The organism is Tsuneonella amylolytica, from assembly GCF_003626915.1.
In the GTDB taxonomy this organism is placed as follows: domain Bacteria; phylum Pseudomonadota; class Alphaproteobacteria; order Sphingomonadales; family Sphingomonadaceae; genus Tsuneonella; species Tsuneonella amylolytica.
The window spans coordinates 523,256-549,964 of sequence record NZ_CP032570.1 but is presented as its reverse complement, the minus strand read 5'-3'; the positions used below and the strand labels follow the sequence as shown (position 1 = coordinate 549,964).

Below are 26,709 nucleotides of genomic sequence, written 5' to 3'. Positions count from 1 at the left end.
CGATGGCGCTGTATCATACCGACGACCAGGCGATGCTGGCCGAAACCGCCGGCCAGTTCATGGCCGAGGAAGGCGCGATCGCCAAGCAGTTGCGCCACTGGCGCGACCGGCAGTGCAAGGACGGGTTCGGCCACGACCTGTGGAAGCAGATGGCCGAGATGGGCTTCACCGGCCTGTTGGTGCCGGAAGCCGACGGCGGCCTCGGCATGGGCAATGTCGAAGCCGGCATCGTGCTCGAGGAGATCGGCCGCAACCTCACCCCGTCGCCGTTCCTGACCAGCTCGGTCATGGCGGCTGGCGCGCTCGCCCATGCGAGTGCCGAGGCGAAGGGCCGCTGGCTCCCCGGCCTGATCGCGGGCGACAGCGTGTTCGCGGTCGCCATCGACGAAGGGCCGAAGCACCGGCCGGAGACGATCGCCACGAAGGCCGAGAAGTCCGGCAACGGCTTCCGCCTCACCGGCAAGAAGGACTTCGTCGTCTACGGCGCCAGCGCCGACATGATCGTCGTCGCCGCGCGCACATCGGGCTCCGACAGCGACGAGGACGGCGTGACGCTGTTCGCGGTGCCCAAGGACGCGGCCGGGCTCGGCCACAACTCGGTGCGTCTGGTCGACAGCTCGATGGCGAGCCACCTGACACTGGAAGGCGTTGAGCTCGACGGCGACGCGGTCATCGGCGAGGTCGACGGCGGTCGTTCGGTCCTCGACAAGGTGCTCGACGCCGGCCGTGTCGGCGCGGCGGCGGAAGGCGTGGGCGTGGCCCGCGGGGCAATGGATCGCACCGTGGACTATCTCAAGCAGCGCAAGCAGTTCGGCCGGATGATCGGCGAATTCCAGGCGCTCCAGCACCGGGCCGCGCACCTCTATTCCGAAGTCGAGATCGCCCGCGCGGTCACGATCAAGGCGCAGCAGTTGCTCGATGGGGGGGCGGAAAACGCTTCGCTCATGGCCTCCGTCGCCAAGGCCAAGGTCGGCAAGACCGCGCAGCTGGCAGTGCAGGAAGGCGTGCAGATGCACGGCGGCATCGGCATGACGGACGAATACGACATCGGCCTCTACATGAAGCGCGACCGCGCGCTTTCGGAGTTCATGGGCGACGTCTACTACCACGCCGACCGCGTCGCGCGGCTGAGCGGGTACTGATTGCCCGTCACCCCAGCGGAAGCTGGGGCCGCGTGCCGCAAAGTCCGACCTAGACGAGAGCGATCCCAGCGTTCGCTGGGATGACGGGAGAAAACGATGACCCTCGAAGAAATGTTCGGCCTGAAGGGCCGCGTGGCGCTGGTGACCGGCGGCAGCCGCGGGATCGGGCGGATGATCGTGGAAGGCTTCCTCGGCGCCGGGATCGAGCGGGTGTACATCACGGCGAGGAAGGGCGGCGAACTGCACGAGGCGGCGGAAGAACTGGGCGAGCGGGTGATCCCGATCCAGGGCGACATTTCGACGATGGAAGGGATCGACGAACTCGTCGCGGCCATTTCGGAAAAGGAAACCAGGCTCGACATCCTCGTCAACAATGCCGGGGCGGCGTGGGGCGTCGACTACCTCGAGTTTCCGGAAGCCGGGTGGGACAAGGTCATGGACCTTAACGTCAAGACCCCGTTCTTCCTCACCCAGAAGCTGCACGGCCTGCTGACCGCCGCGGCCAGCGCGGACCGGCCGGCCAAGGTCATCAACATCACTTCGATCGACGGCCAGCGGGTCAACCCGTGGGAGACCTACAGCTACCAGGCGAGCAAGGCCGCGCTGATCCACCTGACCCGCCGGATGGCCGCGCGGCTGGTGAAGGACCGTGTCTACGTCACCAGCCTCGCACCCGGCGCGTTTCCGTCCAACATGAACCGCGCCGCGCGCGACCATGCCGACCAGTCGGCGGCGGGCATCCCCAGCAAGCGCGTGGGCGACAAGTGGGACATGGGCGGCACCGCGGTCTATCTCGCCAGCCGGGCGGGCGACTACACCGTGGGCGAGACGCTGACGATCGACGGCGGTATCGTGAACGCCCTGCTGCCGAGCCACTTCGCGCAGCCCTGACGGACGGCCACAAGCGCCCCGCGTGTCACGCATTCGGGGTGTTTTTCGCAAAATGCCGCTCACGGCCACATACCCGCTGCTGCGACCCGGCGCGCGGTCGCATCGGTGCGGCGGAGATAGTGCAAGAGCGCTGTATTGTCGGGCTTTCTACGAATACCCACCATCCGCCCGCGATGGACGACCGGCGCGACGAGCCCGTGTCCGATCCGCCGCTGGAGGTCGCCGAGTGTGACCTTCCGATCGGCCGCCCCGGCCCGGCCCGCATGGCCGCAACCCGGAGGGGTGAGAACCCGGTCCCACGCCCGTGCGAACCCTTCCGCCCCGGCACGGGCCCGCAGCCGGTAGGCGCTCTTCCGGCTCATCCCGACCGCGCGGGCTGCCGCCGCGACCGATCCGGTCAGATAGAGCCCGGCAAGGAATCCGCACTGCCGCTCGACCGTCCACCCGTCTGCACGCGGACGGCCGGGCACGGGATGGAACCACCCCGGCTTGCGACGGAGTGTGTGGACGGGCGGGGCGGGCATCCCGGAGGGTAAGCCACAATCGGCCGCCTGTAGGAAAGAGGTTTGGCGGGGCATCGCCGGGCGCAGCGTTACCCCCATCGCGTTGTCGCAAAAGGTTGCCGCCTACTGGACAACCGAGGCTATTGCCTGCGCGGTGTGTTCAGTTCCTTTTTGATCGCTCGTCGTATGCGGTCGCGTTGGGAATTGGAGTAACTGTAGGGCGGAACAGAGTACGCGCTCTTGAGAAAGGCAAAGTCCCACTGCGTCAGCGATGGGGGCGTGTCGTCCCCGATTTTGCTGTCCATCACGTGCAGTATGCTCGGCGCATTGCTGCGCGACAGTCGCTGCGGATGGATGGTGGTGAAGGCGCGCATCGCGGCGTAGTCGGCAATCTGCGTGGTGGTGAGGCCGATCAATCCCCTTTGTTCCATCAGGATCATCGCGCCAATTGCCACCGGGCGATACAGGGCGAGGACGCGCGGCGATGCGCCATCGAAGTAGATCGATGTCTTGCCGCTGGCATCCGGTTCAAGGATGTTGCCCTGCCGATCCAGCTTCTGTCTGACATGCCACGCGGTTACTGGGCCGTCTTCCTCGACGATTTCCACCGGCCGATTATCATGGTCGCGGAAGAGGATGGGATGCTTGCTTCTTAATGCCGTTAGCATCTCTTCCTTGTTCGGGATCACGACCACGCGGATATTCGCTCGACATTCCTCTTTCGCAACTTCGATACCGGCAGCCGTTGCGACCGCGCGGATACGCGCGGCGATTTGGAAGTTCTGGGCTGCGGGAAGACCGATAACCCCGGGACAGATTCTTTCGAACCGTGTCATCGGACTGTCCCATCCCTCTGTGGAGATAGCGCCAACGAACTCGTTGATTTGCTTGGCTTGCCCGCTTTGTCCTTCCCGTGCGCCTGTCACCAGGATCTCGCTGTCGGGGCCGGGAGGCGGCGTCTCCTGGGCCAGCGCCGGCGCAGCCATCAAAACGGTAGCTAGCACACAGGAATGTTTCATGCCGGCTCTCCGGGCAACATATCAGGATTCAGCCGACGTGACCCCTTTCCGTGTCGATCTGCAAGGCACAATCCGCAATCGGCGTGAAAGCCGGCGCTCGTTACGGAGCTTCGTATCATTCAATTTCGTGCTTCGAACTGCCTGTCGAAGGAGGTAGTGCGCGCATACTCTCGATCTCGCGAGCGATGCGCTCTGCCGGATCGGTAGCTATTGTTTCCAGGGTCACGACGCGCTCCTGAAGCTTGGTTACAAGGTTGCGCAGGCGCTCGTTTTCTTCGTCGATCGACTTGAGCGTCTTGACCGGCTTTGCTTGAGTGTCGACGAAGAACTCAACGAAACCACATTGTGTGCACCGGCGAGAGTTCAGTTCCGCTGACTTCCTGCTACCCAACCCCCCCATGACGGCGGTCCAGAAACCGGGCTCGCCGTCCATCCACTTTACCCGCCCTCCGGTATCCGGCAGATGGACGAAGCCTTGGGTCATCCGTCCGCGACATTTAGGACAATCTGCCATCTTGATCCTCGCTTCCGTCCCGGGAATTGTTCTTATGATGGACCCACCAGCTTGTCTCCGTCAAATCAGTGAACGTTTGCAATGGGTCGCTGCCAGACAGCCCGCTTTTTAAAATACCAGGGCCGAACTGCCTGTCGGGTTTCGAACGGGGCGAGGGCAAGCGTGATCGTCCGCGACTGGGGTGGGTTGCTGACCGGCGGCTTTCCGGCAAAAAGACCGTGACATCCTCACCTGGAAATTGAAATGCCTGACGTTCGTCTCGCCGTGCAATCGGACCTCGATGCCCTTCTCAGGCTCTTTAGCGCGTCGAAAGTCAGTCAATTTGCGCAGCCAGTCGAGAAAGCAACGCGCATCTGGGATGAAACGCTGGCAAGCGAGAACGTCTTCGTTTTTGTTGCGCCTTCAAATGAAATCATCGCGGCGACCTGCATGCTGATTACCGCCCCAAACCTTTTAAGACTTGGGCGCTCGCATGGCTTTCTTGAGAACGTGATGACTCATCCAAGTTACCAAGGCCAGGGCTTTGGCAAAGCTGTTGTGTCTCGGGCGCTCGACCATGCTTGGTCGTTGGACTGCCATCATGTGCTGATGCAAAGTGGGCGCGCAGATCCCAGAGTGCACGCGTTCTACGAAGGACTCGGATTTAGGGGAGGTTTGCGCGTAGGCTACGTGGCGATGCGACGGCCGGGTTGATGGCGGCTTTCGCAGTCAGGCTAGAACGTTCGAGACGACCGAAACGGGGTCGTTAGCCGACAGTCCGCTTCCGGCCCGGTAAGGCAGAAAGCGGACCGCGGATGACCGCATCAGTCCATCAGGCGCTGCATCAGGTACACGTACTGCAATGCCTGGATCTTGGCGCGCTGGGCGTTGTCGACGCCGCCGGAGTGGCCGCCGGTCATGTCCTCGAAGTAATAGTACGGCTTGCCCATCGCGCTCATCTTGGCCGCCGCCTTGCGGGCGTGGCTGGGGTGGGTGCGGTCGTCGGCCGTGCTCGCCCAGAAGAACGGATCGGGGTAGGTCACGCTCTCGGTCAGCTTCTGGTAGGGCGAGTATGCCTCGATCCACTTGCGCTGTTCGGGGATGCGCGGGTCGCCGTATTCGCCGACCCAGCTCGCCCCGCGGCCGATCTCGGTCAGGCGAAGCATGTCGAACAGGGGGACCTGCACGATCGCCGCGTTGAAGAGTTCGGGCCGCTGGGTGATCGCGGTGCCGACGAGCAGGCCGCCCTGGCTGCCGCCCATCACGCCCAGGCGCCGCGGCGACGTGAGGCCGCGCTTCTGCACGTCCTCGGCAATGGCGATGAAGTCGTCCCAGGTGCGCTGCTTGTTCTCGCGCATGGCGGTCTGGTGCCAGTCGGGCCCGAACTCGCCGCCGCCGCGCATGTTGCCGAGCACGTAGGCGCCGCCCCGTTCCAGCCACATCTTGCCCATCGTGCCCGAATAGCTGGGCAGCATGGCGTTCTGGAACCCGCCGTAGCCGTACAGGAGGGTCGGCGTGCTTCCGTCCATCTTCACGCCCTTCTTCGAAACGACGAAGTAGGGGATCTTCGTGCCGTCCCTGCTTGTCGCCTCGTGCTGGCTGATCTCCAGCCCCTTGGGATCGAAGCGGGCCGGGCTGGTCTTCAGCAGGGCGGGCTTGCCGGTGCCGTCGGTGTACCAGACCTGCGAGGGAGTAAGGAAATCGGTCGAGGCGAACATCACTTCGCCGGTTTCATCCGAGGCGGCCGCAACGCCGAGCGTGGCGTTCGCGGGTAGGTCGACCGGCACCGAACGCCAGCCGCTGGCGTCGTGGTCGAACTTCAGCACCTTGCCGCGCACGTTGTCGAGCAGGCTGACGTAGAGCGAATCCTTCGTCGTCGAGATACCCTGCGCGGTCTGCCGCTCGGCCGGCTTCCACACCAGCGTCTTGGGCGCGCCGTTGGGATCGGCCTTGAACGCCGCGAGATCGGCCGAGAGGATGGAATCGGTGGGGTAGGTGGTGCCGCCGATCGTCCACGGTTCGCTGATCGAGAACAGCAACTGGCCGTCGATGATGCCGCCGAAGCCGGACTTCTTCGGCATGTCGAGCTTCAGCCATTCGCCGCCCGACCAGACGAAGTTGTCGCTCTCGAAGAACGATGTGCCGCGGCGCGCCGCGCGGGCGTGGACGGTGCCTTCGTTGTCGCGCAGCAGGAACGCCTGCGAGGACACGTCGCTCGGCTGGCCGCGGAAGATCTCGGGCGCGTCCTCGATCCGGGTGCCGCGCTTCCATTCGCGGGTGGTGAAGGGGTACTTGCTCTCGGTGATGGTGTCGTCGCCGAAGCTGCGGCTGACGAGCAGCGTGTCCTGGTCGAGCCACTGCACGCCGCCTTGGCTTTCGGGGAGGAAGAACCCGTCCTTCACGAAGCTGCGGGTGGCGATGTCGAATTCGCGCAGTTCGGTCGCGTCCTTGCCGCCGTCGCTCAGCGCGACCATGCAGCGGGTGCCGGCGGGCGGCAGGCAGGTCATGCCCTTGTAGACCCACTCGCGCCCTTCGGCCTTGGCGATGGCATCGACGTCGAGGATGGTTTCCCACACCGGGTTGTCGGTGCGATAGCTGTCGAGCGTGGTGACGCGCAGCAGGCCGCGGGGGTTGGCCGGGTCCTGCCAGAAATTGACGAGGCCGTAAGGGGTGAAGCCGACGCCGGGAATGCGGTCCTTTGCGTCGAGGATCGAAAGCGCCTCGGCCTGCAGGGTCGCGAAGCGCGGGTCCTGGCCCAGCGTCTGCAGCGAGCGTTCGTTCTCTGCGCGCACCCAGGCGAGGGCGGGTTCGCTGCGCGCCTCCTCCAGCCAGATGAACGGATCGTCCGCGGCGGTCGGGATGCCGGCGGGCGTCGCCTTGGCGGCGGTAGTGCTGGTGGCGGCGGCGGCGTCCTGCGCGGCGGCGGGCCCGGTGGTGGTGGCGGTCATCGCAACGGCGATGGCGAGCGCGGAGGCAAGTTTCAACGGTGTTCTCCCCTGGAATCCGGGGACAGTCTAACGCCTTGGCGCAGCGTGGCAATTGTCGCCGGTCGATGCCGGTCGGCGGTTCAGCCGGGTGAACGCGTCCGATCCGGGCCTAGCCCTTCCACTCGCGCCGGTCCTCGGCCTGCCGAAGCACTTCGTAGGCGACCTGCAGCTTCTGGAATTCGGCGGCGGCGGCCGCGTCTCCGGGGGCGACGTCGGGGTGGACCTTCTTCGCGCGTTCGCGGTAAGCCTTCTTGATCGCCGGGAAGTCGGCGTCGGCCTCGAGTTCGAGAGCTTCCAGCGCGCGCATCTCGTCGGCGCTGCGGCTGCCGTCGCCGCTGCCGGCCCAGCCGTAGTGGCTCGCCTCGGCATAGCCGGCATTGTCGCGCTTCTCGTCGGCGGCCCGGCTCGCGGCCTCTTCCTTGGACAGGCCTTCGAAGTAGTCCCACTTCGAATTGTATTCGGCCGCGTGCTTCTGGCAGAACATCCACTTGTCGGGGCTGTTCGGGCTCTTGGGGGCGGGGCAGATGCCCGCCTGATCGCAGCCGTGGCGGTCGCACATACGCACCGTCGCCGCTTCGCGCGATTCGCTGTAGCCGCGCCAGCGGGGAAAGCCCCAGTCCATGGATCTGCGTGCGCCAACCATCGCCGCTACCTAGGCACCCGGCGAAGGGAAGGAAAGGCGCGCAGGAACCAATCGGAAAGGGTTTTGTTGCATTGCGAAAATCAGGTTCCTAAATGAAACGCACGATGCCCAGACCCAGCAAGCAGTTCGTATTCGCCGCCGTTGCCAGTGTTCTGGCCATGAGTGCGCTCGCGCTGTCGGCGCCGGCCATCGGCGACGGCGCGCGCGGCGGGGCGGGGCTGATCCCGATGGAAGCCGGGCTCGAACTGCCGCACCTGCCGGCGCTGCCGACGCTCATCCCCCTCAGTTGACGACGACCGAGACGGCGCGGCGGTTCTGCGCCCACGCCTGTTCGTCCGAACCCAGCGCGACCGGGCGTTCCTTGCCGTAGCTTACCACGCTGATGCGGGCCGCCAATACGCCGAGCCCGACAAGGTAGTTCTTCGCCGCATTCGCGCGCCGTTCGCCCAGCGCCAGGTTGTATTCGCGGGTGCCGCGCTCGTCGGCGTGCCCTTCGATCGTTATCGTGACCTGCGGATACTGGCCGAGGTACATCGCCTGCGTCTGGAGGGCGGCGGCATCGGCGCTGTCGACGTTGTAGCGGTTGGTGTCGAAGTAGATCACGTTCTGACCGTTCACGCCCTGCACGAAATGCTCCTGTGAGCCCGGCTGCGCGACCCCGCCGGTCATGTCGCCCGGATTGGCGGTGCTGGTGGTGGCCTCGGGCTCGGGCGGCAGCGAGGCCGGCGGATCCTTCTTGCACGCACCGAGCAGGGCGGTCCCGGCCATCAGGCCGGCGAGCAGGACGTTGCGGTTCATAAGGCGTCTCCTCAGGGTATTCAGGCGGCGCGACCCGCACGGATTGGATATGATACGAATGCGCTTACGGCAGGATCGGTCCCCAGGCGGGGTCGGAACCGTCGACCGGCGTGGTCAGCTTGCGCAGGTTCTTGCCGGTGAGATCGACCTGGTAAAGCCCCGTGCGCCCGGAGCCGCGCTCGGTCCGGAAGAACTGGATCACGCGGCCGTTGGGCGCCCATGTCGGGGCCTCGTCCTGCCAGCCGTTGGTGAGGGTGCGCACCCCGCCGCCCGAAGGCGACATGACCGAGATGTTGAAGCTGCTGGCGTTGGTGAAGGCGATCTGGTCGCCGCGCGGGCTCCATTCGGGCGTGGCGCAGCGCCCGTCGCCGAAGCTGATGCGGCGCTGGTTCGACCCGTCCGCATTCATGACGTAGCACTGCTGGTTGCCCGAGCGATCGCTCTCGAACACGATCTGCCGGCCGTCCGGCGAATACGATCCGCCGATGTCGATGCCCGGTCCGTCGGTCAGCCGCACGCTCTGGCCGCCTTCCGCACTGACGCGGTAGATATCGGTGTTGCCGTTGACGGCCATCGAATAGAGTACCGAGCGCCCGTCGGGCGACCAGCGCGGGGCGAAGGTCGGGTTCCGGCTCTGCGTGACGAGGGTCTGGCGGCCGGTACCGATATCGTAGGTGTAGATGCGCGGATTGCCGTCGACGTAGGAGAGGTACATCAGCCTGCGGTAGTCGGGCGAATAGCGCGGGGTCAGCGCGGTCGCGCGGCCCGTGGTGATGAAGCGGTGGTTCGCCCCGTCGGTGTCCATGATGGCTAGCCGCTTGACGCGGTTGTCCTTGGGCCCCGTCTCCGCGATGTAGGCGATGCGGCTGTCGAAGAACGGGCTTTCGCCCGACAGGCGCGAATAGACGAGGTCGGCACACTTGTGCGCCGCGCGGCGCCAGTCGGTGGGGGTGACGACCCAGCCCGCGCGCGCCAGTTCGCGGTTGAGCGCCACGTCGTAGAGATAGCACCCGACCGTCAGCCGCCCGTCGCCGGCGGCGCGGACGTAGCCCTGCACCAGCATCTCTGTGCCGCGCCCGGTCCACGTGCCCCAGGCGGGCGAGGTGATCTCGGGATAGGTCGGCTGCGGCAGGCCGGCGGGGCCGGTCGGCTTGAACAGGCCGTTGTTGCGCAGGTCGTTGAAGACCACCTGCGCCAGTTCCCGCCCCAGCGCGGCGGTGCCGCTGGCGTTGGCCGGGGTCGGCGCGTTGGCGTCGGTCGCGAAGCCGGGGATGGCGATGCCGAGGTCTTCCAGGTTGCCTTCAAAGCTGACCGAGCCCGACAGGCCTTCCTCTTCGGTGGTCACGACCGGCGTATCGCTCGGCGGCTTTTGCCCCAGGTCCTGGGCCATGACGGGCGCTGCGGAGAGCATGAGGAGGGTGGCGAAGAGCAATTTCATTGTGCGAGCTTCCAATCGAAATCGACCGTCACGACCTTGAATGCCTCGTAGTATTCCTCGGGCAAGTCGAACGGGGCGGCCAGTTGCACCGCGCGGATGGCCTGTTCGGCGTGGCGGCTGGCCTGGGGCTTGTTGGTGTCGGTCTCACCCGTCTGGCGCACGACTTCGGGCCGGCCGATCAGGCTGCCGTCGGCGTTCAGGCGAAACCGGACCTTGGTCACCAGCTTCTCGACCTCGGGGCCGCTGGGCGGTTGCCACTTGGGGCGCAGTTCCTTGGCGATCTGTTGGAACAGGCTGGCCTTTGCGCTCGCGCCGATCTGGCTGGCGGGGGTGCGCGTCTCGCGGGTGGTCGTGCTGTCGCCCGCCCCGGCGAGGAAATCGCTGCCGACGCGGCTGGCACCGGCAGGCTTCGACGTGCTCGGTTGCCGGGTGGCTGTGCTCGCGACGCGGCGCGGCTGGGTCGCAGGTTTGGGCTGGGCCTTGGGCTGGGGGGCCGCGGCGGTACGCTCGACCGGCTTGGGCTGCGGTTTGGTCGCAGGCTTGCGGACCGGCGCGGGCTGCGGTTTGGCGACCGCGCGCTCGACGGGCTTGGCTCGCGGCGGTTCCGGCCGCGGCTGAACGAATGGCTCCGGCGCAGGGGCGGGTTCGGGGGCGGCGACCGGCTCGGGCGCGGCGGGTTCGGGCGAGAACACCGGCGCGCTGGCCGCCGCGCTGGTGGGAACGGGATCGGGCGCGGTCGCGGTCAGGCCCACGTCGGTCGTGAGGTTGACCGTCATCTTCTCGACCGGCGGCACCACGGCGCGCGTTTCCGGCTGCACCAGCAGCGCGGCCGCCAGCGCCACGTGCAGCGCGAGCGCTATGCCGAGGCCCAGCTTCTCTTCGGTGCGGAGATCGGCGAATACCATTTGACGCGGGGCTATGGCGCTTCGACTGAACCGCCCATGACCGCGTCCGCGGGCACCGATCCGTTCGTGACCAGGCTGATCGAATTGAAACCGGCCCGGTTGAGTTCGCCCATGACCGCCATGACCCGGCCGTAGTCCAACCCCTTGTCGGCGCGCAGGGTGACGACCGGCGGCTCTCCGCCCGCCGGACGCACGCTTTCGAGCGCCTGCGGGAAGCCGCCAACCTCCACCCGCGCCTTGTCGATGAAGATGTATCCGTCGCGGTCGATCGAGATGGTCACCTGCTCGGGATCCTGGTCGACCGGATTGGCGCGGCTGTCGGGCAGTTCGATCGGGACACCGGCGGTGAGGAGCGGCGCGGTGACCATGAAGATGATCAGCAGCACCAGCATTACGTCGACAAGCGGGGTGACGTTGATTTCCGCCATCGGGGTGCGGGCGCGGCTGCCCCCGCGGGCACCGGCGCGGTGAAGGCCCATTGCCATCAGTGCGCCTCGATCTCGCGGCTGAGGCTGGTGTGGAAGCGGTCGGCGAAGCGCTGCATCCGCGCCTCGAACGCGTTCACCGAATGGCTGAAGCGGTTGTAGGCGATGACCGCCGGGATCGCCGCGAACAGGCCGATCGCCGTCGCGAACAGCGCCTCCGAAATGCCCGGCGCGACGACCGCGAGGCTGGAATTCTGCTGCTGCCCGATCTGGAAGAAGCTGTTCATGATGCCCCAGACGGTGCCGAAAAGCCCGACGAAGGGCGCGACCGACCCCACCGTGGCCAGGAAGTTGAGGCGGTTGGCGAGCTCGTCGGCCTCCACGGCGACCTGTCCGTGCATCGCGCCCGCCAAACGCTGGCGCAGACCGTCGCGGTCGGCCACGCGGCCATTCTTCACCGACGCCTTCCATTCGCGCATGCCGGCGGCGGCGACGCGGGCGCTGGCGATGTCCTTCTTGCCGCGCTTGGCCATCAGCGCGTCGAAGCTGTCGGCTTCCCAGAAGTCGGTCTCGTAGTCGCGGCAGCGGCGGCGGACGGCGGCCATCCGCATGCTGAAGCTGACGATGATCGTCCAGGTCCACACGCTGGCGAGCAGCAGCCCGAGCATGACGGCCTGCACGACGATGTCGGCATCGAGGAACAGCTGGACGGGGTCGAGCCTGCCGGGGCCGGCCGTGGCCGCGGCGAGGGTGATGAGATCGGTCATTTGTGTCCTTCGGAAAACTTGGCGAACGCCGCGCGCCATTCGGCGGGCTGGCGGCGCGGGCGACCGGCGGGATCGACGAAGCCGACCCGCACGACCTGTTCGGCGATCAGTTCGCCGTCCCCGGCTTCTGCGGTCCGGACGGCCCTCTGCCGGATGCGGACGCTCGCCGCGCCCATTTCGGTGCAGGTGCTCTCGATCACGATCGTGTCGTCGAGCTTCGCCGGGCGGGCATAGCGGATGTGAAGGTCGGCCACGGCGTAAGCGCCTTCGCCGCTTTCGATCGCCGCGCGCTGGTCGATGCCGAGCATGCGGACGAGGTCGCTGCGGGCGCGTTCGAACCAGCGCAGGTAGTTGGCATGATAAACAATGCCCGACAGGTCGGTGTCCTCGTAATACGCGCGCACCGCGAATAGGTGGCGGGCGCCATCGATGGTTCCGCCCGGCAATGTGGGTTGTACGCTCATGCGAAGGCGGCCTTAGACGGGGCGCGAGTCCGCTGGCAAGCTTACGAAAGTCAGGTGGTGTCGTTCACCCGATCATCCGACCGAGCGGCTTGCCGCCGAAGATGTGCGCGTGGAGGTGGGGCACTTCCTGCCCGCCGTTGACTCCCACGTTGTAAAGTACGCGGTATCCCGCATCGACCAGCCCCGCCTCGCGCGCGACATGCCCGACTGCGCGGGCGAACCCCGCGATCTCGGCATCGGACGCCTTGGCGGTGAAGTCGTCCCAGCTGACGTAGGCACCCTTGGGGATCACGAGGATGTGCACCGGAGCCTGCGGGGCGATGTCGTGAAAGGCGAGGGCGTGATCGTCCTCGTAGACCTTCTTCGACGGGATTTCGCCGCGCAGGATCTTCGCGAAGATGTTCGCCTCGTCGTAAGGGAGGGTGGGGTCGATCGGCATCAGGCTGTCTCGCTTGCGCTCGGCCTCGCGGCCTTTTCGTCCAGTCCGGACACGCCGTCCCGACGGTCGAGTTCGGCAAGCACCTCGTTGAGCGTGACGCCCTTTTCGGCCAGCAGGACGAGGAGGTGGAACAATACGTCGGCCGCTTCCCCGATCAGGTCCTCGCGCGTGCTCGACAATGCCGCGACGATCGTCTCGACCGCTTCCTCGCCCAGCTTGCGCGCGACGACCGGCAGGCCGCGCGCATGAAGCTGCGCGACGTAGCTGGCGCTGGCGTCGCCGGCGGCGAGGCGGCTGGCGATGGTGGCTTCGAGGCGGGCGAGCGTGTCCATGCGCGGCGGCATGGCGGCAGCGGGCCGGTCAGGTCAAGGCGCTAGTCGCGCTTGCCGCGCGAACCGTGACGGCCCACGATAACGCCCACTATGCCGAGCGCGAAGAGGGCGAGGGTGGACGGTTCGGTCACCACCGTCCCTGCGGCCTGCACCGGAGCGGTGAGCGCGAGGAGGAGAGACGTGGCTACATGGTCCATGCGGGCCAGCCCAACGCTTCGCGCGCAGATTCGCCAACCGCCGCGTAATCCGTGTACCGGCGCGGGACGCAACGGGCGGTTCCGCTTAAGTCGGCGGCGGTTCGATCAGACGCCGCGTGCGGGGAGGCCTGCATCGCGCAGCGCCTGGTGTGCTTCGGCGATGGTATGCGTGCCGAAGTGGAAGATGCTGGCCGCCAGAACGGCGCTCGCGTGGCCCAGCGTCACCCCCTCGACAAAATGCTGGAGGTTGCCGACCCCGCCGCTGGCGACGACCGGAACCGAGACCGCATCGGCGATCTCGCGGGTGAGCGCGAGGTCGTAGCCGGCTTTCGTCCCGTCGCCGTCCATCGAGGTGACGAGCAGCTCGCCTGCGCCCAGTTCGGCCAGTTTCGCCGCGTGCTCGACCGCGTCGATATGCGTCGGCTTGCGCCCGCCGTGGGTGAAGATCTGCCAGCCCGCCCCGCTGCGCCGCGCATCCACGCTGGCGACGACGCACTGGCTGCCGAACTTCGCCGCGATCTCGCCCACCAGTTCGGGCCGCGCGACCGCGGCGCTGTTCACCGCGATCTTGTCCGCGCCCGCCAGGAGCAGCGCGCGGGCATCCTCGACCGAGCGGACCCCGCCCCCGACGGTGAGCGGCATGAAGCATACTTCCGCCGTGCGCCGCACCACGTCGAGCAGCGTGCCGCGCCCTTCGTGGCTGGCCGAAATGTCGAGGAAGCACAGTTCGTCCGCGCCCGCGTCGTCGTAGGCCTTTGCCTGCTCGACCGGATCGCCGGCATCCTTCAGGTCGACGAAGTTCACACCCTTCACCACGCGCCCGTCGCGCACGTCGAGGCAGGGGATGACGCGGATGCGGACGGTCATGACGAATGGCTCACGAGAAAGGCGACGGTCGTGGCCACGGCCGATATGACCGCGAAGGCAGTGGGCGCGGCGGGCTTGTTCATCGCCCGGGTCAGCAGGGCCAGCACGGCATAGATGGCGAAGAAGACCACGACACCGACGAGGGCGATCTCCAGATCGCCGACGGCCAGGCGGACTGCAAAGGAGACCAGCGCGCCGGCTACGGCGGGCAGGAAATGGCGCGAAAGACCTGCGCTCACCGGTTCGCCATCGCGATCGCCGCGGCGAGGTCGAGCCGCCCTTCGTAGAGCGCGCGGCCGGTAATCACGCCCTCGACACCCTCCTTCGCGTGGAGCGAGAGGATGTGAATGTCGTCGATGCCCTTGACCCCGCCGCTGGCGATCACCGGGATATCGACCCTGCGCGCGAGGTCGAGGGTTGCGTCGATGTTGATCCCTTTCAGCATTCCGTCGCGGCCGATGTCGGTGAACAGCAGGCTGGCGACGCCGGCATCCTCGAACCGGCGGGCGAGATCGACCACCGGCACGTCGCTGACGTCGGCCCAGCCTTCGGTCGCGACCATGCCGTCCTTCGCATCGACCGCCACGACGATGCCGTTCTCGAACTCGCGTGCCATGTCCTTGACGAATTGCGGGTCCTTGAGCGCCGCCGAGCCCATCACGACCCGCGCCACCCCGAGGTCGAACCAGCCCTCGACCGCCTCTGCCGTGCGGATGCCGCCACCGAGCTGCACCCAGCCGGGAAACGCGGACACAATGGCTTCCACCGCCGCGCGGTTCTCGGCCCGTCCGGCGAACGAGCCGTCGAGATCGACCACGTGGAGATGTTCGGCACCCGCTTCGGCGAACAGCAGCGCCTGCGCTGCGGGATCGCTGCCGTAGACGGTCGCGCGGTCCATATCGCCTTCGGCGAGGCGGACGACCTCGCCAGCTTTCAAATCGATGGCGGGAAAGACGATCATGGCCGCGCGCCTAGCAGCGCGGCGGGGCCGCGCAAAGCGTCTCAATCAGGCGTCGGTCTGCCGCTGCATCACGACCATTTCCTGGATCACCGCACGGCGCGGCTGGGTGAGGGCAAAGTGCACTGCGACCGCGATGTCCTCGGCCCGCAGCATCTCTTCGGCGTTGATCTTCTCGCGCTGCTCGTCGGCGGGGATATCGGGATACTGGAAGTCGCTGCCGGTGAGCGCGGGCACCACGAGGCTGACCTTGATGCCGTCCTCCGACACCTCGCGCCGAAGGGCCTCGGCGAACCCGTGGACGCCAGCCTTGCAGCCCGCATAGACAGTCGAGCCGGGCCCAAGCTTGTGGGTGGAGTACGACCCGATGAGGACGATGTCGCCCTTGTCCTTCAGCTTCGCCACCGCCTTGTGCGCGCTGACGAGATAGGCGGTGAAGTCGGTCGCGATGGCGTAGCGCATCTCGTCCTCGCTCATGTCGGTCACGCCTTCGGCCGGGACGGCGGCGTTGACGACCGCGATGTCCCAGTCGCCCAGCGTTTCGTCGGCCTGCGCGAAGAAGCGGTCGAGCTGTTCGGGGTCCGAGACATCACAGGCGATGCCGCCGGCCTTGCCGACCTCGTTCATCCGTTCGAGCGCGTCGTCGAGATGGGCTTGCGTGCGGCCGCAGGTGAAAATCTCGACGCCGTAGCTTGCGAGCAGGATGCCGATCGCGCGGCCGATCCCCGTCGTGCCGCCGGTGATGATGGCTTTGCGCCCTTCCAGCGGAGTGCGCGCGGTGTGGGCATCGGACAGGTTGCGGGTATCGGCATCGGCCATCGTGTTCGTCTCCTCGGGGTTACGGGCAAGAGACGAACGCGGCAGGCCGGTGTTCCGAGGCTAAGGCCGCCAGTCGAGAAACCGGGCGAGCAGATCGAGGCCGTACGCCTGGCTCTTTTCCGGGTGGAACTGCACTCCGACGATGTTGTCGCGCGCCACCGCCGCGACCAGTCCGCCGCCGTGGTCGGTCATCGCGGCGACGTGATGACCGTCGGCAACGGCGAAGTGAAACGAGTGCAGGAAGTATGCTTCGCCTGCCTCGATCAGGGACGCGCCGTCCGCGTGGCGCATGGGCCGCACGTCGTTCCAGCCCATGTGCGGCACCTTGATGGCGGGATCGCTGCGCTCGATGGGCCGGACTTCCCCGGCAATCCAGCCGAGCCCCCTGGTCGTTCCGTGTTCCTTCCCCCGCGTGGCGAGAAGCTGCATCCCGACGCAAATGCCGAGGAACGGTACGCCCCCTTCGAGCACGCGCTCCTCCAGCGCCTCGACAAGGCCGGGAATGGCCTTCAGGCCGTTGGCGCAGGCCTTGAAGCTGCCCACCCCGGGCAGGACGATCCGCTGCGCTCCGCGCACGATGTCGGGATCGGCGGTCACGTGAACGTGACCCGCGCCCGCCGCCCGAAGCGCGTTGTGCACCGAATGGAGGTTGCCCGCGCCGTAGTCGATGAGGGCGATCGCTTCGGCCATGCGTCAGCCGCCCAGCTGGCCCTTGGTGCTCGGCACCGCACCGCCCTTGCGCGGGTCGATCTCCACCGCCGTGCGCATGGCGCGGGCGAAGCCCTTGTACAGCGCCTCGCAGATGTGGTGGTTGTTGGTGCCGTAGACGAGCTCGCAATGGAGCGTGATCCCGCACGCCTGGCTGATGGAGTGGAACCAGTGCTCGACGAGCTCGGTGTCCCACTCGCCCAGCTTTTCCTGGGTGAAGGCGGCCCGCCACACGAAATAGGGACGGCCCGAAATATCGAGCGCGACCCGGGCGAGCGTCTCGTCCATCGGCGAATAGACGCTGCCGTAACGCCCGATCCCGCCCTTGTCGCCGAGCGCCTGCGCGAGCGCCTGGCCCAGCGCGATGGCGCTGTCTTCGGTGGTATGGTGCTGGTCGACGTGGAGGTCGCCTTCCACGCGCATGGTCACGTCGATCAGCGAATGGCGGCTGAACTGCTCGGTCATGTGGTCGAGGAAACCGATACCGGTGGATACGTCGTACGCACCCGTCCCATCGAGATCGACCTCGACGAGGATCCTTGTTTCGCTTGTGTTGCGCTCGATACGTCCGGTCCGCATGCGGCGGGCCTATACGCGGCGGGCGGGGCGGTGCAAGCAATCCCCGCTTGTCGACAATCGTCAGCCGCTTTGCCGCTTGACCGCGCCCGCGGCCCAAGCCACCTGTGCACGCGATGAGCGACGACGAAGCCCCCGACAGCCTGATCCCCTACGACGAGATCGTGCAGGAAGCATTGCGCGCCGTGGTCGGCCGTGTGCTGGGCGAGGTGCAGGCATCGGGCGGCACGCTGCCCGGCAACCACCACTTCTACATCACCTTCAAGACCGGCGCGCCCGGTGTATCCATCCCGCCCCATCTCAAGGAGCGGTTCTCGGACGAGATGACCATCGTCCTGCAGAACAAATTCTGGGATCTGGGCGTGGACGACGACGGGTTCACCGTCGGACTCACCTTCAACCAGGTGCCTGCCAAGCTCGAGATACCGTTCGCGGCGATCACTGCGTTCGTGGACCCGGCGGTCGACTTCGGCCTGCAGTTCCAGGCGACCGTCGCCGACATGATGCCCGAAGCGCATGAGGCGGCCGAGAACGACTCGCCGGAACAGGCGCCGCATCCCGCCGTTACTGAAAGCGACGACGGATCGAACGTCGTCACGGTCGACTTCGGCCGCAAGAAGTAGGTTCGCGGCCCACCTTCCGGCGCCGCTCAGCAGGGGAGCGGCGGTGGCCAGCAAAACGAAAAAGCTCGGAGCGCGGATCAGCAGCAAGGGTAGTCGCGCGGTCGACCGGGCGATTACCAAAGCGAGCGGCAACGACACCGGCGTGCCCGGGCCCAGTCCGAACCCTGCGACCAATCTCATCATCCACGACGTGCTGCTGCGCGCCGGCGGTCGGCTGATGCGCACGACGCTGGAGAAGGGGTTGCTCGCCAATCGCTATGGCAAACACAGCGCCCAGAAGATGGTCGACAACCGCTCGGTCAAGCAGGCGCTGGCCGGCTATGCTGTCTCGCGTTTCGCCACCCGCTCGGTGCCCGGCGCGATCCTCGTGAGCGGCGGGCTGCTCGCCAAGACGCTGTTCGATCGCAGCCAGTCGCGCCGCTCGGCCAAGCGCGCGGGCGACAAGGCGCTGCGCAAGACGGAAGTCGACGAATAGGTTCGTCGCGGGGGTTGATTCGCCGGGCCGCTCGGGCGCAAGAGCGGCCATGCCCGATACCCAATCCGAAGCCTTAAAGCGCCGCGGCCTCATGTTCGTACTGTCGTCTCCGTCGGGCGCCGGCAAGACGACGATCAGTCGCATGCTTCTCGAAGCGGAGGACAGCATCAAACTGTCGGTCAGCGCGACGACCCGAACGCCAAGGCCGGGGGAAATCGACGGCGTCCACTATCACTTCGTCGACGAGGCGACCTTCGACCGGATGGTGGAGGAGGACGATTTCTACGAGTGGGCCCACGTTTTCGGCCACCGCTACGGTACGCCCAAGGGGCACATCCGCGGGGCGCTCAAGGACGGGCAGGATTTCCTGTTCGACATCGACTGGCAGGGCACGCAGCAACTCTACCAGAAGGACCGTCAGGACGTGGTCAGCGTCTTCATCCTGCCGCCCAGCCTGCCGGAACTGCGTCGCCGCCTCGAATCGCGCGCGCAGGACAGCGCCGACGTCATCGCGAGCCGCATGGACCGCGCCCGCGGCGAGATCAGTCACTGGGCGGAATACGAGTACGTCGTGATCAACGACGATGTCGACGCGTGCTTCGCGAAAGTGCGCGAGATCCTTCATGCCGAGCGGATGGAGCGCACCCGCCAGACCGGCCTCATCCCGTTCGTTCGGGAACTGATGGGCGGCTGAGGCCTCGGGGCCCAGCCCCGAGGCCTGCACCAAGCTGCCTCAGACCGCGTCGAGCGCCTGTGCGAAATCGGCGATGAGGTCGTCGGCATCCTCGATGCCGATGCTGATCCGCACCAGGTTGTCGCTGATACCGAGGCTTACCTTGCGCTCGTCGGGCACCGACAGGTGCGTCATCGAAGCCGGGTGGCTGGCGAGGGTTTCCGTGCCGCCGAGGCTGACCGCCAGCTTGGCGATCGTCAGCGAATCGAGGAAGCGGAAGCATTCGGCCTCGCCGCCCTTGATGAACACGCTGAAGGTCGAGCCGGCGCCCTTGCAGTGGCGCTCGTAGATGTCCTTCTGCCGCGCGTCCTCGATGAAGCCGAGGTAGCCTAGGCCCTCCACCTTCGGGTGGCCTCGCAGGAATTCACAGACCTTGACCGCGTTCTCACCCGCCCGGCTCATGCGCAGTTCGACCGTTTCGAGGCTGCGAAGGAGCATCCACGCGGTGTTGGGATCGGCGATGCCGCCCATCGTGTTGCGGAGCATGCGCACCGGCGTCACCCACTTGCTGGCGCCCGAGACGCTGCCCGCCACAAGGTCTGAATGGCCGCCGACGTACTTGGTCAGCGAATAGACGACGAGGTCGGCCCCCTGGTCGATGGGCTTGGCCCACAGCGGACCGAGGAAGGTGTTGTCGATCGCGATCGGACAATCGGGGCCCAGCGCCGCGTCGCGCGCCGCCGCCACAGCCTCGACGTCGACCAGCGCGTTGGTCGGGTTGGCCGGACTTTCGAGATAGATCATCGCCACCTTGCCGCCCTGATCGGCAGCCTGCGCCTTCGCCTTCGCGATGACCGCGTCGATTTCCTCGCGCGTCGCGCCGGCGGGGAAGTCCACATACGTCACGCCGAACCGGCTCATGTGCTTGGCGACGAAGCCTTCGCTCGCAGCATAGAGCGGGCCAGAGTGGACGATCACGTCGCCCGCGTTGCACAGCGCCAGCATCAGCACGCAGATCGCGGTCATGCCGCTCGAGAAGCACAGCGCTTCCTCCGCGCCGTCCCAGATCGCGAGGCGTTCTTCGAGGATCTGCTGGTTCGGGCCGTTGAAGCGGGAATAGACGAGGCCTTCTGCGCCGCCCGGACGCTTGCCGGTGATGCCCTCGAAGTGGCGCTTGCCGGCGGCCGCATTCTCGAACGCGAAAGTACTGGTGAGGAACATCGGCGGCTTGAGGCTGCCTTCCGATAGTGCCGGGTCGTAGCCTGCACCCATCATCAGCGTGGAGGGCGAAAGTTCGCGGTTCCCGATGCGGGTGACGGTGCTCTTGGGCTTGCGCGGGGGGGTCTTGGGATCGGCCATGGCGGTTCCTGCCTGTCGGTCCCAGGGAGGCGGGACCCAGAGGTGAGGGAGGCCGGGGCGCTCGCGCTCTAACCTCCGCAGAGCGCATCTCCGCCGGCTCGCCGGAAGGCCCGGCGGGTAGCGCCGCACGAAACCGATTTCAACCGATACCGGTCAGGGCCGCCATACCCCATACGGCACCGACCAGCAGGAACGCGCCGGCAAGGTCGAGCCATAGCCCCGCCGCGAGCATGCGAGGCAGGGCGATCCGCCCGGTCGCCCACGCGATCGCGTTGGGTCCGGTCCCGGCGGGCAGCATGAAGCCCCAGCTGGCGGCGAGCGCGGCGGGCATGGCAAGCAGCACCGGGTCCGCGCCCAGCGCCACGCCGAGGCTGGCGACCACCGGCATGATCGCGCTGGCGGTCGCGACGTTGCTGGCGAATTCGGTGATCACGATCATCAGCGCGACCACCGCCAGCGCGACCACGATCAGCGGCACCGCGGCGAGCGGCAGCAGCGACTGGCCGAGCCAGTCGGCAAGCCCCGACCGGCTCATCCCGGCAGCAAGCGCAAGGCCGCCGCCGAACATCATGATGACGCCCCACGGTGCCCGGTTCGCCTCCAGCCAGGTCAGCAGCGGGCGGCCCGTCCCGTCGGGCAGGACGAACAGCAGCAAGCCGCAGAAGACCGCGATCGTCCCGTCAGTCAACGCGCCGGCGGGCACCAGCGGCTCGATCAGCGGCTGTGCAAGCCACAGTCCGAATGCGAGCGCGATGATCGGCAGTAGCCGCCGTTCGGGCGTGGTCCATGCGGTATGCGTGTCGATCGCGGCGCGCGCGGCAGCGACGTCGAACGGGTGTTCGGTCACGCGCTGGACACGCGCGATCAGCCACGCGGCGAGCGGAATGCCGAGGACGACGACCGGCAGGCCGTAGAGCGTCCATTGGGCGAAGCCGATGCGCGTGCCGGTCAGCTCGTCGATGAGGCCGACCGCGATCGCGTTCGTCGGGGAGCCCACGATGGTGCCGAGCCCCCCGATCGACGCTGCGAAGGCGATCCCCATCGGCAGCGCGCCCGAGAGGCCGTCGGCATTGCTTGCGTCGCTCCCGCCGCCCGCCAGGACCGCCGCGGCCATCGGCATCATGATGAGCGCGGTCGAGGTGTTGGAGATCACCATGCTCAGGATCGCCGCGGCCGCCATGAATGCGAGGAGGAGCCGCCGCTGGTCACCGCCCCCGCCGGCGTTCTTTAGCAACGCCAGCGCCAGCCTGCGGTGAAGCCCGGTCCGCTCGATCGCGAGTGCGATGAACGCCCCGCCGAGGATGAGGAACAGGATGGGGTCGTAGTATGTGCTGGCCGTCTCCTTGGCCGTCATCACGCCCGCCATGGGCATGACAAGGAACGGCAACAGCGCGGTGGCGGTCAGGGGCAGCGCCTCGGTCATCCACCATGCGGCCATCCAGACCACTAGGCCTGCAACGAGCCACGCCTGCGGCGGCATCCCGGCGGGGGCTGGCAGGACGACCGTCAGCGCGAAGGCGACAAGGCCCGCGACAAACCCGATGCTGCGTGCGTTCATGCGCGGTGTCTCCCCTCTCCGCCGGCGACCCTAGCGCAACCTTAAGCGCAGGCAACCGCCGGGTTCACGCGCCGGTCAACAGGCTCGCCCTAGGCATTCCGTCATGAAGAAGAAGCTCGCTTTGTTCGCCCCCGTCGCCGCGCTAGCCGCCGTGGTAGGCACCGCCGTCGCCGCCCAGGTTCCCGCCGAGGCGTGGTCGATCGGGCCGGTCATCAAGGGACGCAACTACTCGGTCGGTATGCCCTCGACCCTGCAGCCGACCCGCGACGGGCCGAGCTTTGCATTTCCCGGTCCGAGCCGAGCAAACGGCCACGTACATGCCGTGACCTTTCCCGTCCGCTCGCTCGAAGGCGCGAGCCGGCTGACATTGACGTATCGGATCGATGCAGCACCGGGCACGCGGTTCTACGGGCAGGAGAATGGCGGACCAGGCTGGCTCTCGCTGTTCTTCCAGCAACGCGGCGATAACTGGACCGCTCGCGGGCCCTACGAAACCTACCGCTGGTATTCGCCCAACAACCGCATTTCGACGCTCAAGCCCGGGACCCATACCGTGACCGTCGACCTCGACGAGGAATGGAATGCGGTCGTCGCGTGGAAACGGTCGGCCAATCCGGCGGCCTTCAACCGCGCGCTGGCTAACGCGGACAAGGTCGGGTTCGTCTTCGGTTCGAGTTCCGGGCTCGGCCACGGGGTCTACGCGACTGCACCGGCCCGCTTCACAATCATCGATTACCGGATCGAGTGATAACGACCAGCTAGCGCAAATTCACGCGCTCGATGTGCCACGCCAGTTCCTCCGGCGTGGCGCCAAGCACGTCGTTGACCCGCCGCAGGACCACCTCGCCGCTGTAGGTCTTTTTCGAGCCGTCGCGCGCCGTGCCGGTCACGGTCGTTGGCACGGTGTAGTATGACGATCCCGCCGCCCCCTCCATCTGCCCGCCGGGCACCGCGACCACGATGTCGTGCAGCGGCGCGAACATCGCGTTGAATGCAGCCTTCGAGGTCTGCGACCGGGCCGCTTCGCCCATCATCTCCCAGGACTGGTCGAATTCGCGCAGTTCGATCCCGCGCGCCCACGACAGGAGCACCGCGCGCGCGCCGGTCTCGGTCTTCGCCTTGTCCGGCACGGTGGGAGAGGGGGCAAGGTCGGGATAGCCGTCGTTCGTACCCGCGTACGGATCGGCCTTGGACGGATTGGTGCCGGTCGGCTCCGGATCGGTCATTGGCGGAAGGGTGGGGGCGGGCGAAGGCCGGTTTACGGTGCTGCCGGCAACGGAAGCCGTTTCCTCGCCCACGATATTGCCGGCGGACTGCGCCTGCTGCTGGCACGCGGCGAGAGCCAGCGCGCCGGACAGCAGAGCGAGGCGAGGGTTGCGAAACATGGGGACCTCCGGTGGCGACCTGTCGGTTGAACCGGCCAGGTCGCCCGGTAGTTCCGCTTACTTGGGTGCGAGCACCATCACCATCTGGCGACCTTCGAGGCGGGGAAACGCCTCGACCTTGGCGATCTCAGTAACGTCTTCCTGTACCCGGCGGAGCAGTTCGACGCCCAGTTCCTGGTGCGCCATCTCGCGGCCGCGGAAGCGCAGGGTCATCTTGACCTTGTCGCCTTCGCCGATGAACTTGTTCACGCTGCGCATCTTCACATCGTAATCGTGATCGTCGATGTTGGGACGCATCTTGATCTCTTTGATGTCCTGCGTCTTCTGCGTCTTGCGCGCGTGGTTCGCCTTCTTCTGCGCCTCGTAGCGGTGCTTGCCGACATCGAGGAACTTGGCGACCGGCGGATCGGCGTTGGGCGAGATCTCGACGAGGTTGAGGCCGACGTCGGCGGCCTGTTCGATCGCCTCGCGAGTGTACATCACGCCGAGGTTCTCGCCGTTCTCGTCGATGACGCGGACCTTGTCCGACTGGATCATGTTATCGTAGCGCGGGCCGCTCTTGACGGGCGGCTGTAACGAGCGCCGGGGGGGACGGGCTATGGGGCAGTCTCCTGAATTGCCGTTTCTTGTGCCGCGCTACTTAGGGAGAAATGCGGCCGCGCGAAAGGGGCGTCGCTCAGGCGGCTGCACGCCACAGGGGAAATGTGGCAAGCTTGCCACCGGCGGGGACGACCGCGTCGATCGCGCGGGCCGGCTGCAGGGCCTTCAGGATCGCCGGGTCCGCCGCATCCATTCCGCCGGTGAGCGCGCCGTAGGCAGGCAGGATCATCCGGCCCGACCCGTCGCCGTCGCGGCTGATCACCGCGCAGGGCCGGCGTATCTTGCGGGCGCGGACGGTTACGTGGAGGCGGGGGTGGTAGTGGCCCGATAGTTCGGGACGCTTCTCGCCCGGAGTGGCGCGGTGGCGGAGGACGAGGCCGGCTATATGCAGTTCCTCGGCCAGAGTGCCGCCGACCTTGGCCTCCATTGCGTGGCCGTCCTTGCCGACATCGTGGTTGCCGGTGATCCATACCCAGTCGGTCGCGCGGGTCAGCGCTGCCAGCATCCCGGCCGCGTGCGGCTCCAGCCGCTCGCTCCCGTGCGAATCGTGGAAGTTGTCGCCGAGCGTGTAGACGCGGCGCGCGCCGGTCTCGCGGATGGCGAGGGCCAGCCGTTCCAGCGTCTCACGGCTGTCGTAGGGCGGCAGCAACTGGCCGTGGCGGGCGAAGAAGCTCGCCTTTTCGAGGTGCAGGTCGGCCACCAGCAACGCCTGTTCGCGCGGCCAGTACAGCGCGCGGCCCTGCGTGATCGCGAATTCCTCGCCAGCGAACGAAAGGGGAACCATGGGCCCGCTATTGCAGCACCGGATTCCGCTTGGCAAGGGGGCGTGCATGACCGACTGGACCCCTTATACCGCCCGCGCGAAGGATTGGTTCGAGACCTTGCGCGACCAGATCTGCGCCGAGTTCGAGGCGATCGAGCGAGAGGCAGGATCGGACGCAGCCTTCGAATATACCCCGTGGAGCCGCGAGGAAGAGGGGAACGAAGAGCCCGGCGGCGGCGTGCGCGGTGTCATGAAGGGCAAGGTGTTCGAGAAAGTCGGCGTGAACGTGTCGACCGTCCACGGGAACTTTGCCCCCGGCTTCGCGAGCACGATCAACGGCGCCGACGACGACAATCCCGGCTTTACCGCAACGGGCATCAGCCTCGTGGCGCATATGGCCAACCCGCATGTGCCTGCGGTGCACATGAATACGCGGTTCCTCGTCACCGGCAAGGCGTGGTTCGGGGGCGGGGCGGATCTCAACCCGCCGCTGCCCTACGACGAGGATACGGCCGACTTCCACGCCGCCTTCCGCGCTGCCTGCGCCGGCCACAACCCGACCTATTACGACCGGTTTTCGAAATGGGCGGAGGAATACTTCTTCATCCCGCACCGGGGCGTGGCACGCGGAGTGGGCGGCATCTTCTACGATCACCTGGAATGCACCGGAGACGACGGCGGCGACGCGGCGTTCGAGCGCAACTTCGCCTTCACGCAGGATGTCGGCCGCGCATTCCTCGACGTCTATCCCCGGCTCGTGCGGCGCAGGATGCGGTCCGAATTCACGCCCGAGGAAGAACGCCGGCAACTCGAATGGCGCGGCCGGTATGCCGAGTTCAATCTGGTCTACGACCGCGGCACCCTGTTCGGGCTCAAGACCGGCGGCAACATCGACGCCATCCTGATGAGCCTGCCGCCGCGGGCGGTGTGGAGCTGACCTAGCGCTGCGGTCCCCAGACCCGGACCCAGTCGACCTCCATCGCCAGTTCGCCGCGCTTCACCCGGTCGACGGTGGATTGCGGAATGCCGTAGTACGGCTGCGTGATGCCGTTGACCTTGCCCGGATAGGCACCGCCCATCGCGAAGTTCAGGATGATGTGCTCGGGCGTGTCGTAGACCCACTTGCCGTAGTGTTCGACCATCGCGCGCGTCACCCTGTAGGTCGGGCGGCCGTCGATCGAGAACTCGACATGGTCCGGCGTCCAGTCGGCTGCGTAGGTGTGCCAGCCGGTCACGTCTTCGCCTTCGGGAAAGTAGAACCGGTCGACGAACGGTGTCTCGCCCGAATAGCCGGGACCATGCATCGCGGTGCCGGTCCACGACTTGTCGCCGATATATTCCATGATGTCGATTTCGCCGGTGTTCGGCCACTGGCCACCGCCGAGCAGCCAGAACGCCGGCCAGACCCCGACGGCGTCGGGCATCCGGATGCGCGCCTCGGCCTTGCCGTAAGTGAACTCGAACTTGCCTTGGGTCACGATCCGTCCGGCGATGAAATCGGCCTTGCGCTTCGCGTTGGTGTCGAGCCCCGGTGCGAAGCGCGGGGTCAACACGAGCTTGCCGTCCCGGACCTCGATCACATCGGGGCGGTCGAGGTAGGCCTGCTGTTCGTCGTTGACCCAGAAATCTGCCCCGATAGGGGTCCATTTCGCGCGGTCGAGCGCGGTGCCGTCGAATTCGTCGGAGAACAGGAGGGCGCGGCCCGCGTCCGGCTGCGTGGCCGGGCGATCCGGACCGATTGTCGTGCACCCGGCAAGCGCGATTGCCGCGAATGCGACGCTGAGCTTCATCTTCATCGAAATTCCCTCCCACCACGCCATGCCGACGCTTCTGATAACGTTCTCATATCGGCTTGCGGGGTTGCTGCCAAGGGCCGGATGCGCCACCTCGGGAGCCGCCGGG

Annotated in this window: 35 protein-coding genes; 9 read left to right on the top strand and 26 right to left on the bottom strand. The window is 67.0% G+C overall.

All coding sequences use genetic code 11. The features are described 5' to 3' along the window. Positions 1-2 precede the first annotated feature (2 nt). Both D4766_RS02760 and D4766_RS02755 read left to right on the top strand, forming a co-directional pair. Positions 3-1,142, top strand: coding sequence for an acyl-CoA dehydrogenase family protein (locus tag D4766_RS02760; RefSeq protein WP_120716072.1), 1,140 nt, complete (start codon positions 3-5; stop codon positions 1,140-1,142). A gap of 96 nt (positions 1,143-1,238) precedes the next feature. Beyond that, on the top strand, positions 1,239-2,033 hold the full coding sequence (locus tag D4766_RS02755) for an SDR family oxidoreductase (RefSeq protein ID WP_120716071.1): 795 nt from the start codon (positions 1,239-1,241) through the stop codon (positions 2,031-2,033). 59 nt (positions 2,034-2,092) lie between these two features. Here D4766_RS02755 and D4766_RS02750 read toward each other — a convergent pair whose 3' ends face one another. The 3 genes from D4766_RS02750 to D4766_RS02740 all read right to left on the bottom strand — a co-directional run bounded on the left by D4766_RS02750 (position 2,093) and on the right by D4766_RS02740 (position 4,069). Further along, a complete protein-coding gene (locus D4766_RS02750) occupies positions 2,093-2,503 on the bottom strand; it encodes a hypothetical protein (protein WP_162935635.1) in 411 nt (136 codons plus the stop codon). A gap of 173 nt (positions 2,504-2,676) precedes the next feature. Beyond that, complete coding sequence (locus tag D4766_RS02745) at positions 2,677-3,540, bottom strand: hypothetical protein (protein WP_162935634.1); 864 nt, start codon at positions 3,538-3,540, stop codon at positions 2,677-2,679. Between the two features lie 130 nt (positions 3,541-3,670). Further along, positions 3,671-4,069, bottom strand: a complete 399-nt coding sequence (locus tag D4766_RS02740; RefSeq protein WP_325049104.1) for a PF20097 family protein — start codon at positions 4,067-4,069, stop codon at positions 3,671-3,673. Positions 4,070-4,312: 243 nt separating this feature from the next. Between D4766_RS02740 and D4766_RS02735 the strand changes: the two genes are divergently transcribed. Next, a complete protein-coding gene (locus tag D4766_RS02735) occupies positions 4,313-4,762 on the top strand; it encodes a GNAT family N-acetyltransferase (protein WP_120716067.1) in 450 nt (149 codons plus the stop codon). A 110-nt stretch (positions 4,763-4,872) separates the two neighbouring features. Here D4766_RS02735 and D4766_RS02730 read toward each other — a convergent pair whose 3' ends face one another. Then, entirely contained in the window at positions 4,873-7,032 is a 2,160-nt protein-coding gene (locus tag D4766_RS02730; protein WP_234024867.1) for a prolyl oligopeptidase family serine peptidase, read from the bottom strand. Positions 7,033-7,144: 112 nt separating this feature from the next. Further along, on the bottom strand, positions 7,145-7,678 hold the full coding sequence (locus D4766_RS02725; RefSeq protein WP_120716066.1) for a J domain-containing protein: 534 nt from the start codon (positions 7,676-7,678) through the stop codon (positions 7,145-7,147). Between the two features lie 104 nt (positions 7,679-7,782). On the opposite strand from D4766_RS02725, the gene D4766_RS02720 reads away from it, so the two are divergent. Next, positions 7,783-7,968 (top strand): hypothetical protein, encoded by a 186-nt coding sequence (locus tag D4766_RS02720; RefSeq protein ID WP_162935633.1) that lies wholly within the window; start codon positions 7,783-7,785, stop codon positions 7,966-7,968. Here D4766_RS02720 and pal read toward each other — a convergent pair. From pal to hisB, 15 genes are all read right to left on the bottom strand, one after another. After that, complete coding sequence (gene pal, locus D4766_RS02715) at positions 7,961-8,476, bottom strand: peptidoglycan-associated lipoprotein Pal (protein WP_120716064.1); 516 nt, start codon at positions 8,474-8,476, stop codon at positions 7,961-7,963. The two genes, D4766_RS02720 and pal, sit on opposite strands and share 8 nt — an antisense overlap. Positions 8,477-8,540: 64 nt before the next feature. Further along, entirely contained in the window at positions 8,541-9,914 is a 1,374-nt protein-coding gene (tolB, locus tag D4766_RS02710) for a Tol-Pal system beta propeller repeat protein TolB (RefSeq protein WP_120716063.1), read from the bottom strand. Then, positions 9,911-10,819 carry a cell envelope integrity protein TolA gene (gene tolA, locus D4766_RS02705; protein WP_120716062.1) on the bottom strand — a complete coding sequence of 303 codons (909 nt, stop codon included), beginning with the start codon at positions 10,817-10,819 and terminating at the stop codon, positions 9,911-9,913. Before tolA ends, tolB begins: the two co-directional genes overlap by 4 nt. Before the next feature lie 11 nt (positions 10,820-10,830). After that, entirely contained in the window at positions 10,831-11,304 is a 474-nt protein-coding gene (locus D4766_RS02700; protein ID WP_120716061.1) for an ExbD/TolR family protein, read from the bottom strand. Then, a complete protein-coding gene (gene tolQ, locus D4766_RS02695) occupies positions 11,304-12,011 on the bottom strand; it encodes a protein TolQ (protein ID WP_120716060.1) in 708 nt (235 codons plus the stop codon). The genes D4766_RS02700 and tolQ overlap by 1 nt, the downstream gene beginning before the upstream one ends. Next, positions 12,008-12,475, bottom strand: a complete 468-nt coding sequence (locus tag D4766_RS02690; protein ID WP_120716059.1) for a YbgC/FadM family acyl-CoA thioesterase — start codon at positions 12,473-12,475, stop codon at positions 12,008-12,010. The genes tolQ and D4766_RS02690 overlap by 4 nt, the downstream gene beginning before the upstream one ends. A 64-nt stretch (positions 12,476-12,539) precedes the next feature. Then, positions 12,540-12,914, bottom strand: a complete 375-nt coding sequence (locus D4766_RS02685) for a histidine triad nucleotide-binding protein (protein WP_120716058.1) — start codon at positions 12,912-12,914, stop codon at positions 12,540-12,542. Further along, positions 12,914-13,246, bottom strand: coding sequence for a phosphoribosyl-ATP diphosphatase (locus D4766_RS02680; protein ID WP_120716057.1), 333 nt, complete (start codon positions 13,244-13,246; stop codon positions 12,914-12,916). The genes D4766_RS02685 and D4766_RS02680 overlap by 1 nt, the downstream gene beginning before the upstream one ends. A gap of 41 nt (positions 13,247-13,287) precedes the next feature. Beyond that, positions 13,288-13,443: a PEP-CTERM sorting domain-containing protein gene (locus D4766_RS02675; RefSeq protein ID WP_120716056.1), complete on the bottom strand. Its 156-nt coding sequence runs from the start codon at positions 13,441-13,443 to the stop codon at positions 13,288-13,290. Between the two features lie 105 nt (positions 13,444-13,548). Beyond that, on the bottom strand, positions 13,549-14,310 hold the full coding sequence (gene hisF / locus D4766_RS02670; RefSeq protein ID WP_120716055.1) for an imidazole glycerol phosphate synthase subunit HisF: 762 nt from the start codon (positions 14,308-14,310) through the stop codon (positions 13,549-13,551). Then, positions 14,307-14,549, bottom strand: a complete 243-nt coding sequence (locus D4766_RS02665) for a hypothetical protein (RefSeq protein ID WP_120716054.1) — start codon at positions 14,547-14,549, stop codon at positions 14,307-14,309. Before D4766_RS02665 ends, hisF begins: the two co-directional genes overlap by 4 nt. Further along, the gene (hisA, locus tag D4766_RS02660) at positions 14,546-15,271 is read right to left on the bottom strand and encodes a 1-(5-phosphoribosyl)-5-[(5-phosphoribosylamino)methylideneamino]imidazole-4-carboxamide isomerase (RefSeq protein ID WP_120716053.1); all 726 of its coding nucleotides are present in this window, start codon (positions 15,269-15,271) and stop codon (positions 14,546-14,548) included. The genes D4766_RS02665 and hisA overlap by 4 nt, the downstream gene beginning before the upstream one ends. A 45-nt stretch (positions 15,272-15,316) precedes the next feature. Continuing rightward, positions 15,317-16,087 carry an SDR family oxidoreductase gene (locus D4766_RS02655; RefSeq protein ID WP_120716052.1) on the bottom strand — a complete coding sequence of 257 codons (771 nt, stop codon included), beginning with the start codon at positions 16,085-16,087 and terminating at the stop codon, positions 15,317-15,319. Between the two features lie 60 nt (positions 16,088-16,147). Beyond that, on the bottom strand, positions 16,148-16,777 hold the full coding sequence (gene hisH / locus D4766_RS02650) for an imidazole glycerol phosphate synthase subunit HisH (RefSeq protein ID WP_120716051.1): 630 nt from the start codon (positions 16,775-16,777) through the stop codon (positions 16,148-16,150). Positions 16,778-16,780: 3 nt separating this feature from the next. Continuing rightward, on the bottom strand, positions 16,781-17,374 hold the full coding sequence (hisB, locus tag D4766_RS02645; protein WP_120716050.1) for an imidazoleglycerol-phosphate dehydratase HisB: 594 nt from the start codon (positions 17,372-17,374) through the stop codon (positions 16,781-16,783). A gap of 113 nt (positions 17,375-17,487) precedes the next feature. On the opposite strand from hisB, the gene D4766_RS02640 reads away from it, so the two are divergent. Genes D4766_RS02640 through gmk form a run of 3 tightly spaced genes read left to right on the top strand, consistent with a single transcriptional unit; the run spans position 17,488 to position 19,163 of the window. Beyond that, positions 17,488-17,994: an SspB family protein gene (locus D4766_RS02640; RefSeq protein ID WP_120716049.1), complete on the top strand. Its 507-nt coding sequence runs from the start codon at positions 17,488-17,490 to the stop codon at positions 17,992-17,994. Positions 17,995-18,037: 43 nt separating this feature from the next. After that, positions 18,038-18,469, top strand: a complete 432-nt coding sequence (locus tag D4766_RS02635; RefSeq protein WP_234024866.1) for a hypothetical protein — start codon at positions 18,038-18,040, stop codon at positions 18,467-18,469. Between the two features lie 49 nt (positions 18,470-18,518). Continuing rightward, positions 18,519-19,163 (top strand): guanylate kinase, encoded by a 645-nt coding sequence (gmk, locus tag D4766_RS02630; protein WP_120716048.1) that lies wholly within the window; start codon positions 18,519-18,521, stop codon positions 19,161-19,163. A gap of 39 nt (positions 19,164-19,202) precedes the next feature. On the opposite strand, the gene D4766_RS02625 is transcribed toward gmk, so the two are convergent. Together D4766_RS02625 and D4766_RS02620 are read right to left on the bottom strand one after the other, a co-directional pair. Next, the gene (locus D4766_RS02625; RefSeq protein ID WP_120716047.1) at positions 19,203-20,501 is read right to left on the bottom strand and encodes a cystathionine gamma-synthase family protein; all 1,299 of its coding nucleotides are present in this window, start codon (positions 20,499-20,501) and stop codon (positions 19,203-19,205) included. A 139-nt stretch (positions 20,502-20,640) separates the two neighbouring features. Further along, positions 20,641-22,059, bottom strand: coding sequence for an SLC13 family permease (locus tag D4766_RS02620; protein ID WP_120716046.1), 1,419 nt, complete (start codon positions 22,057-22,059; stop codon positions 20,641-20,643). 103 nt (positions 22,060-22,162) lie between these two features. Between D4766_RS02620 and D4766_RS02615 the strand changes: the two genes are divergently transcribed. Then, positions 22,163-22,807, top strand: a complete 645-nt coding sequence (locus D4766_RS02615) for a hypothetical protein (protein WP_120716045.1) — start codon at positions 22,163-22,165, stop codon at positions 22,805-22,807. 10 nt (positions 22,808-22,817) lie between these two features. Here the strand turns inward: D4766_RS02615 and D4766_RS02610 are convergent, their stop codons facing one another. From D4766_RS02610 to pdeM, 3 genes are all read right to left on the bottom strand, one after another. Continuing rightward, on the bottom strand, positions 22,818-23,444 hold the full coding sequence (locus D4766_RS02610) for a hypothetical protein (protein WP_120716044.1): 627 nt from the start codon (positions 23,442-23,444) through the stop codon (positions 22,818-22,820). A 57-nt stretch (positions 23,445-23,501) separates the two neighbouring features. Continuing rightward, positions 23,502-23,981: a translation initiation factor IF-3 gene (gene infC, locus D4766_RS02605; protein WP_120716043.1), complete on the bottom strand. Its 480-nt coding sequence runs from the start codon at positions 23,979-23,981 to the stop codon at positions 23,502-23,504. A 139-nt stretch (positions 23,982-24,120) separates the two neighbouring features. Then, positions 24,121-24,828 (bottom strand): ligase-associated DNA damage response endonuclease PdeM, encoded by a 708-nt coding sequence (pdeM, locus tag D4766_RS02600; RefSeq protein ID WP_120716042.1) that lies wholly within the window; start codon positions 24,826-24,828, stop codon positions 24,121-24,123. A gap of 46 nt (positions 24,829-24,874) precedes the next feature. Here pdeM and hemF point away from each other — a divergent pair, with 46 nt between their 5' ends. Then, on the top strand, positions 24,875-25,744 hold the full coding sequence (gene hemF / locus D4766_RS02595; protein WP_120716041.1) for an oxygen-dependent coproporphyrinogen oxidase: 870 nt from the start codon (positions 24,875-24,877) through the stop codon (positions 25,742-25,744). Position 25,745: 1 nt separating this feature from the next. Here hemF and D4766_RS02590 read toward each other — a convergent pair whose 3' ends face one another. After that, positions 25,746-26,603 (bottom strand): glycoside hydrolase family 16 protein, encoded by an 858-nt coding sequence (locus D4766_RS02590; RefSeq protein WP_234024865.1) that lies wholly within the window; start codon positions 26,601-26,603, stop codon positions 25,746-25,748. Between the last annotated feature and the right edge of the window lie 106 nt (positions 26,604-26,709).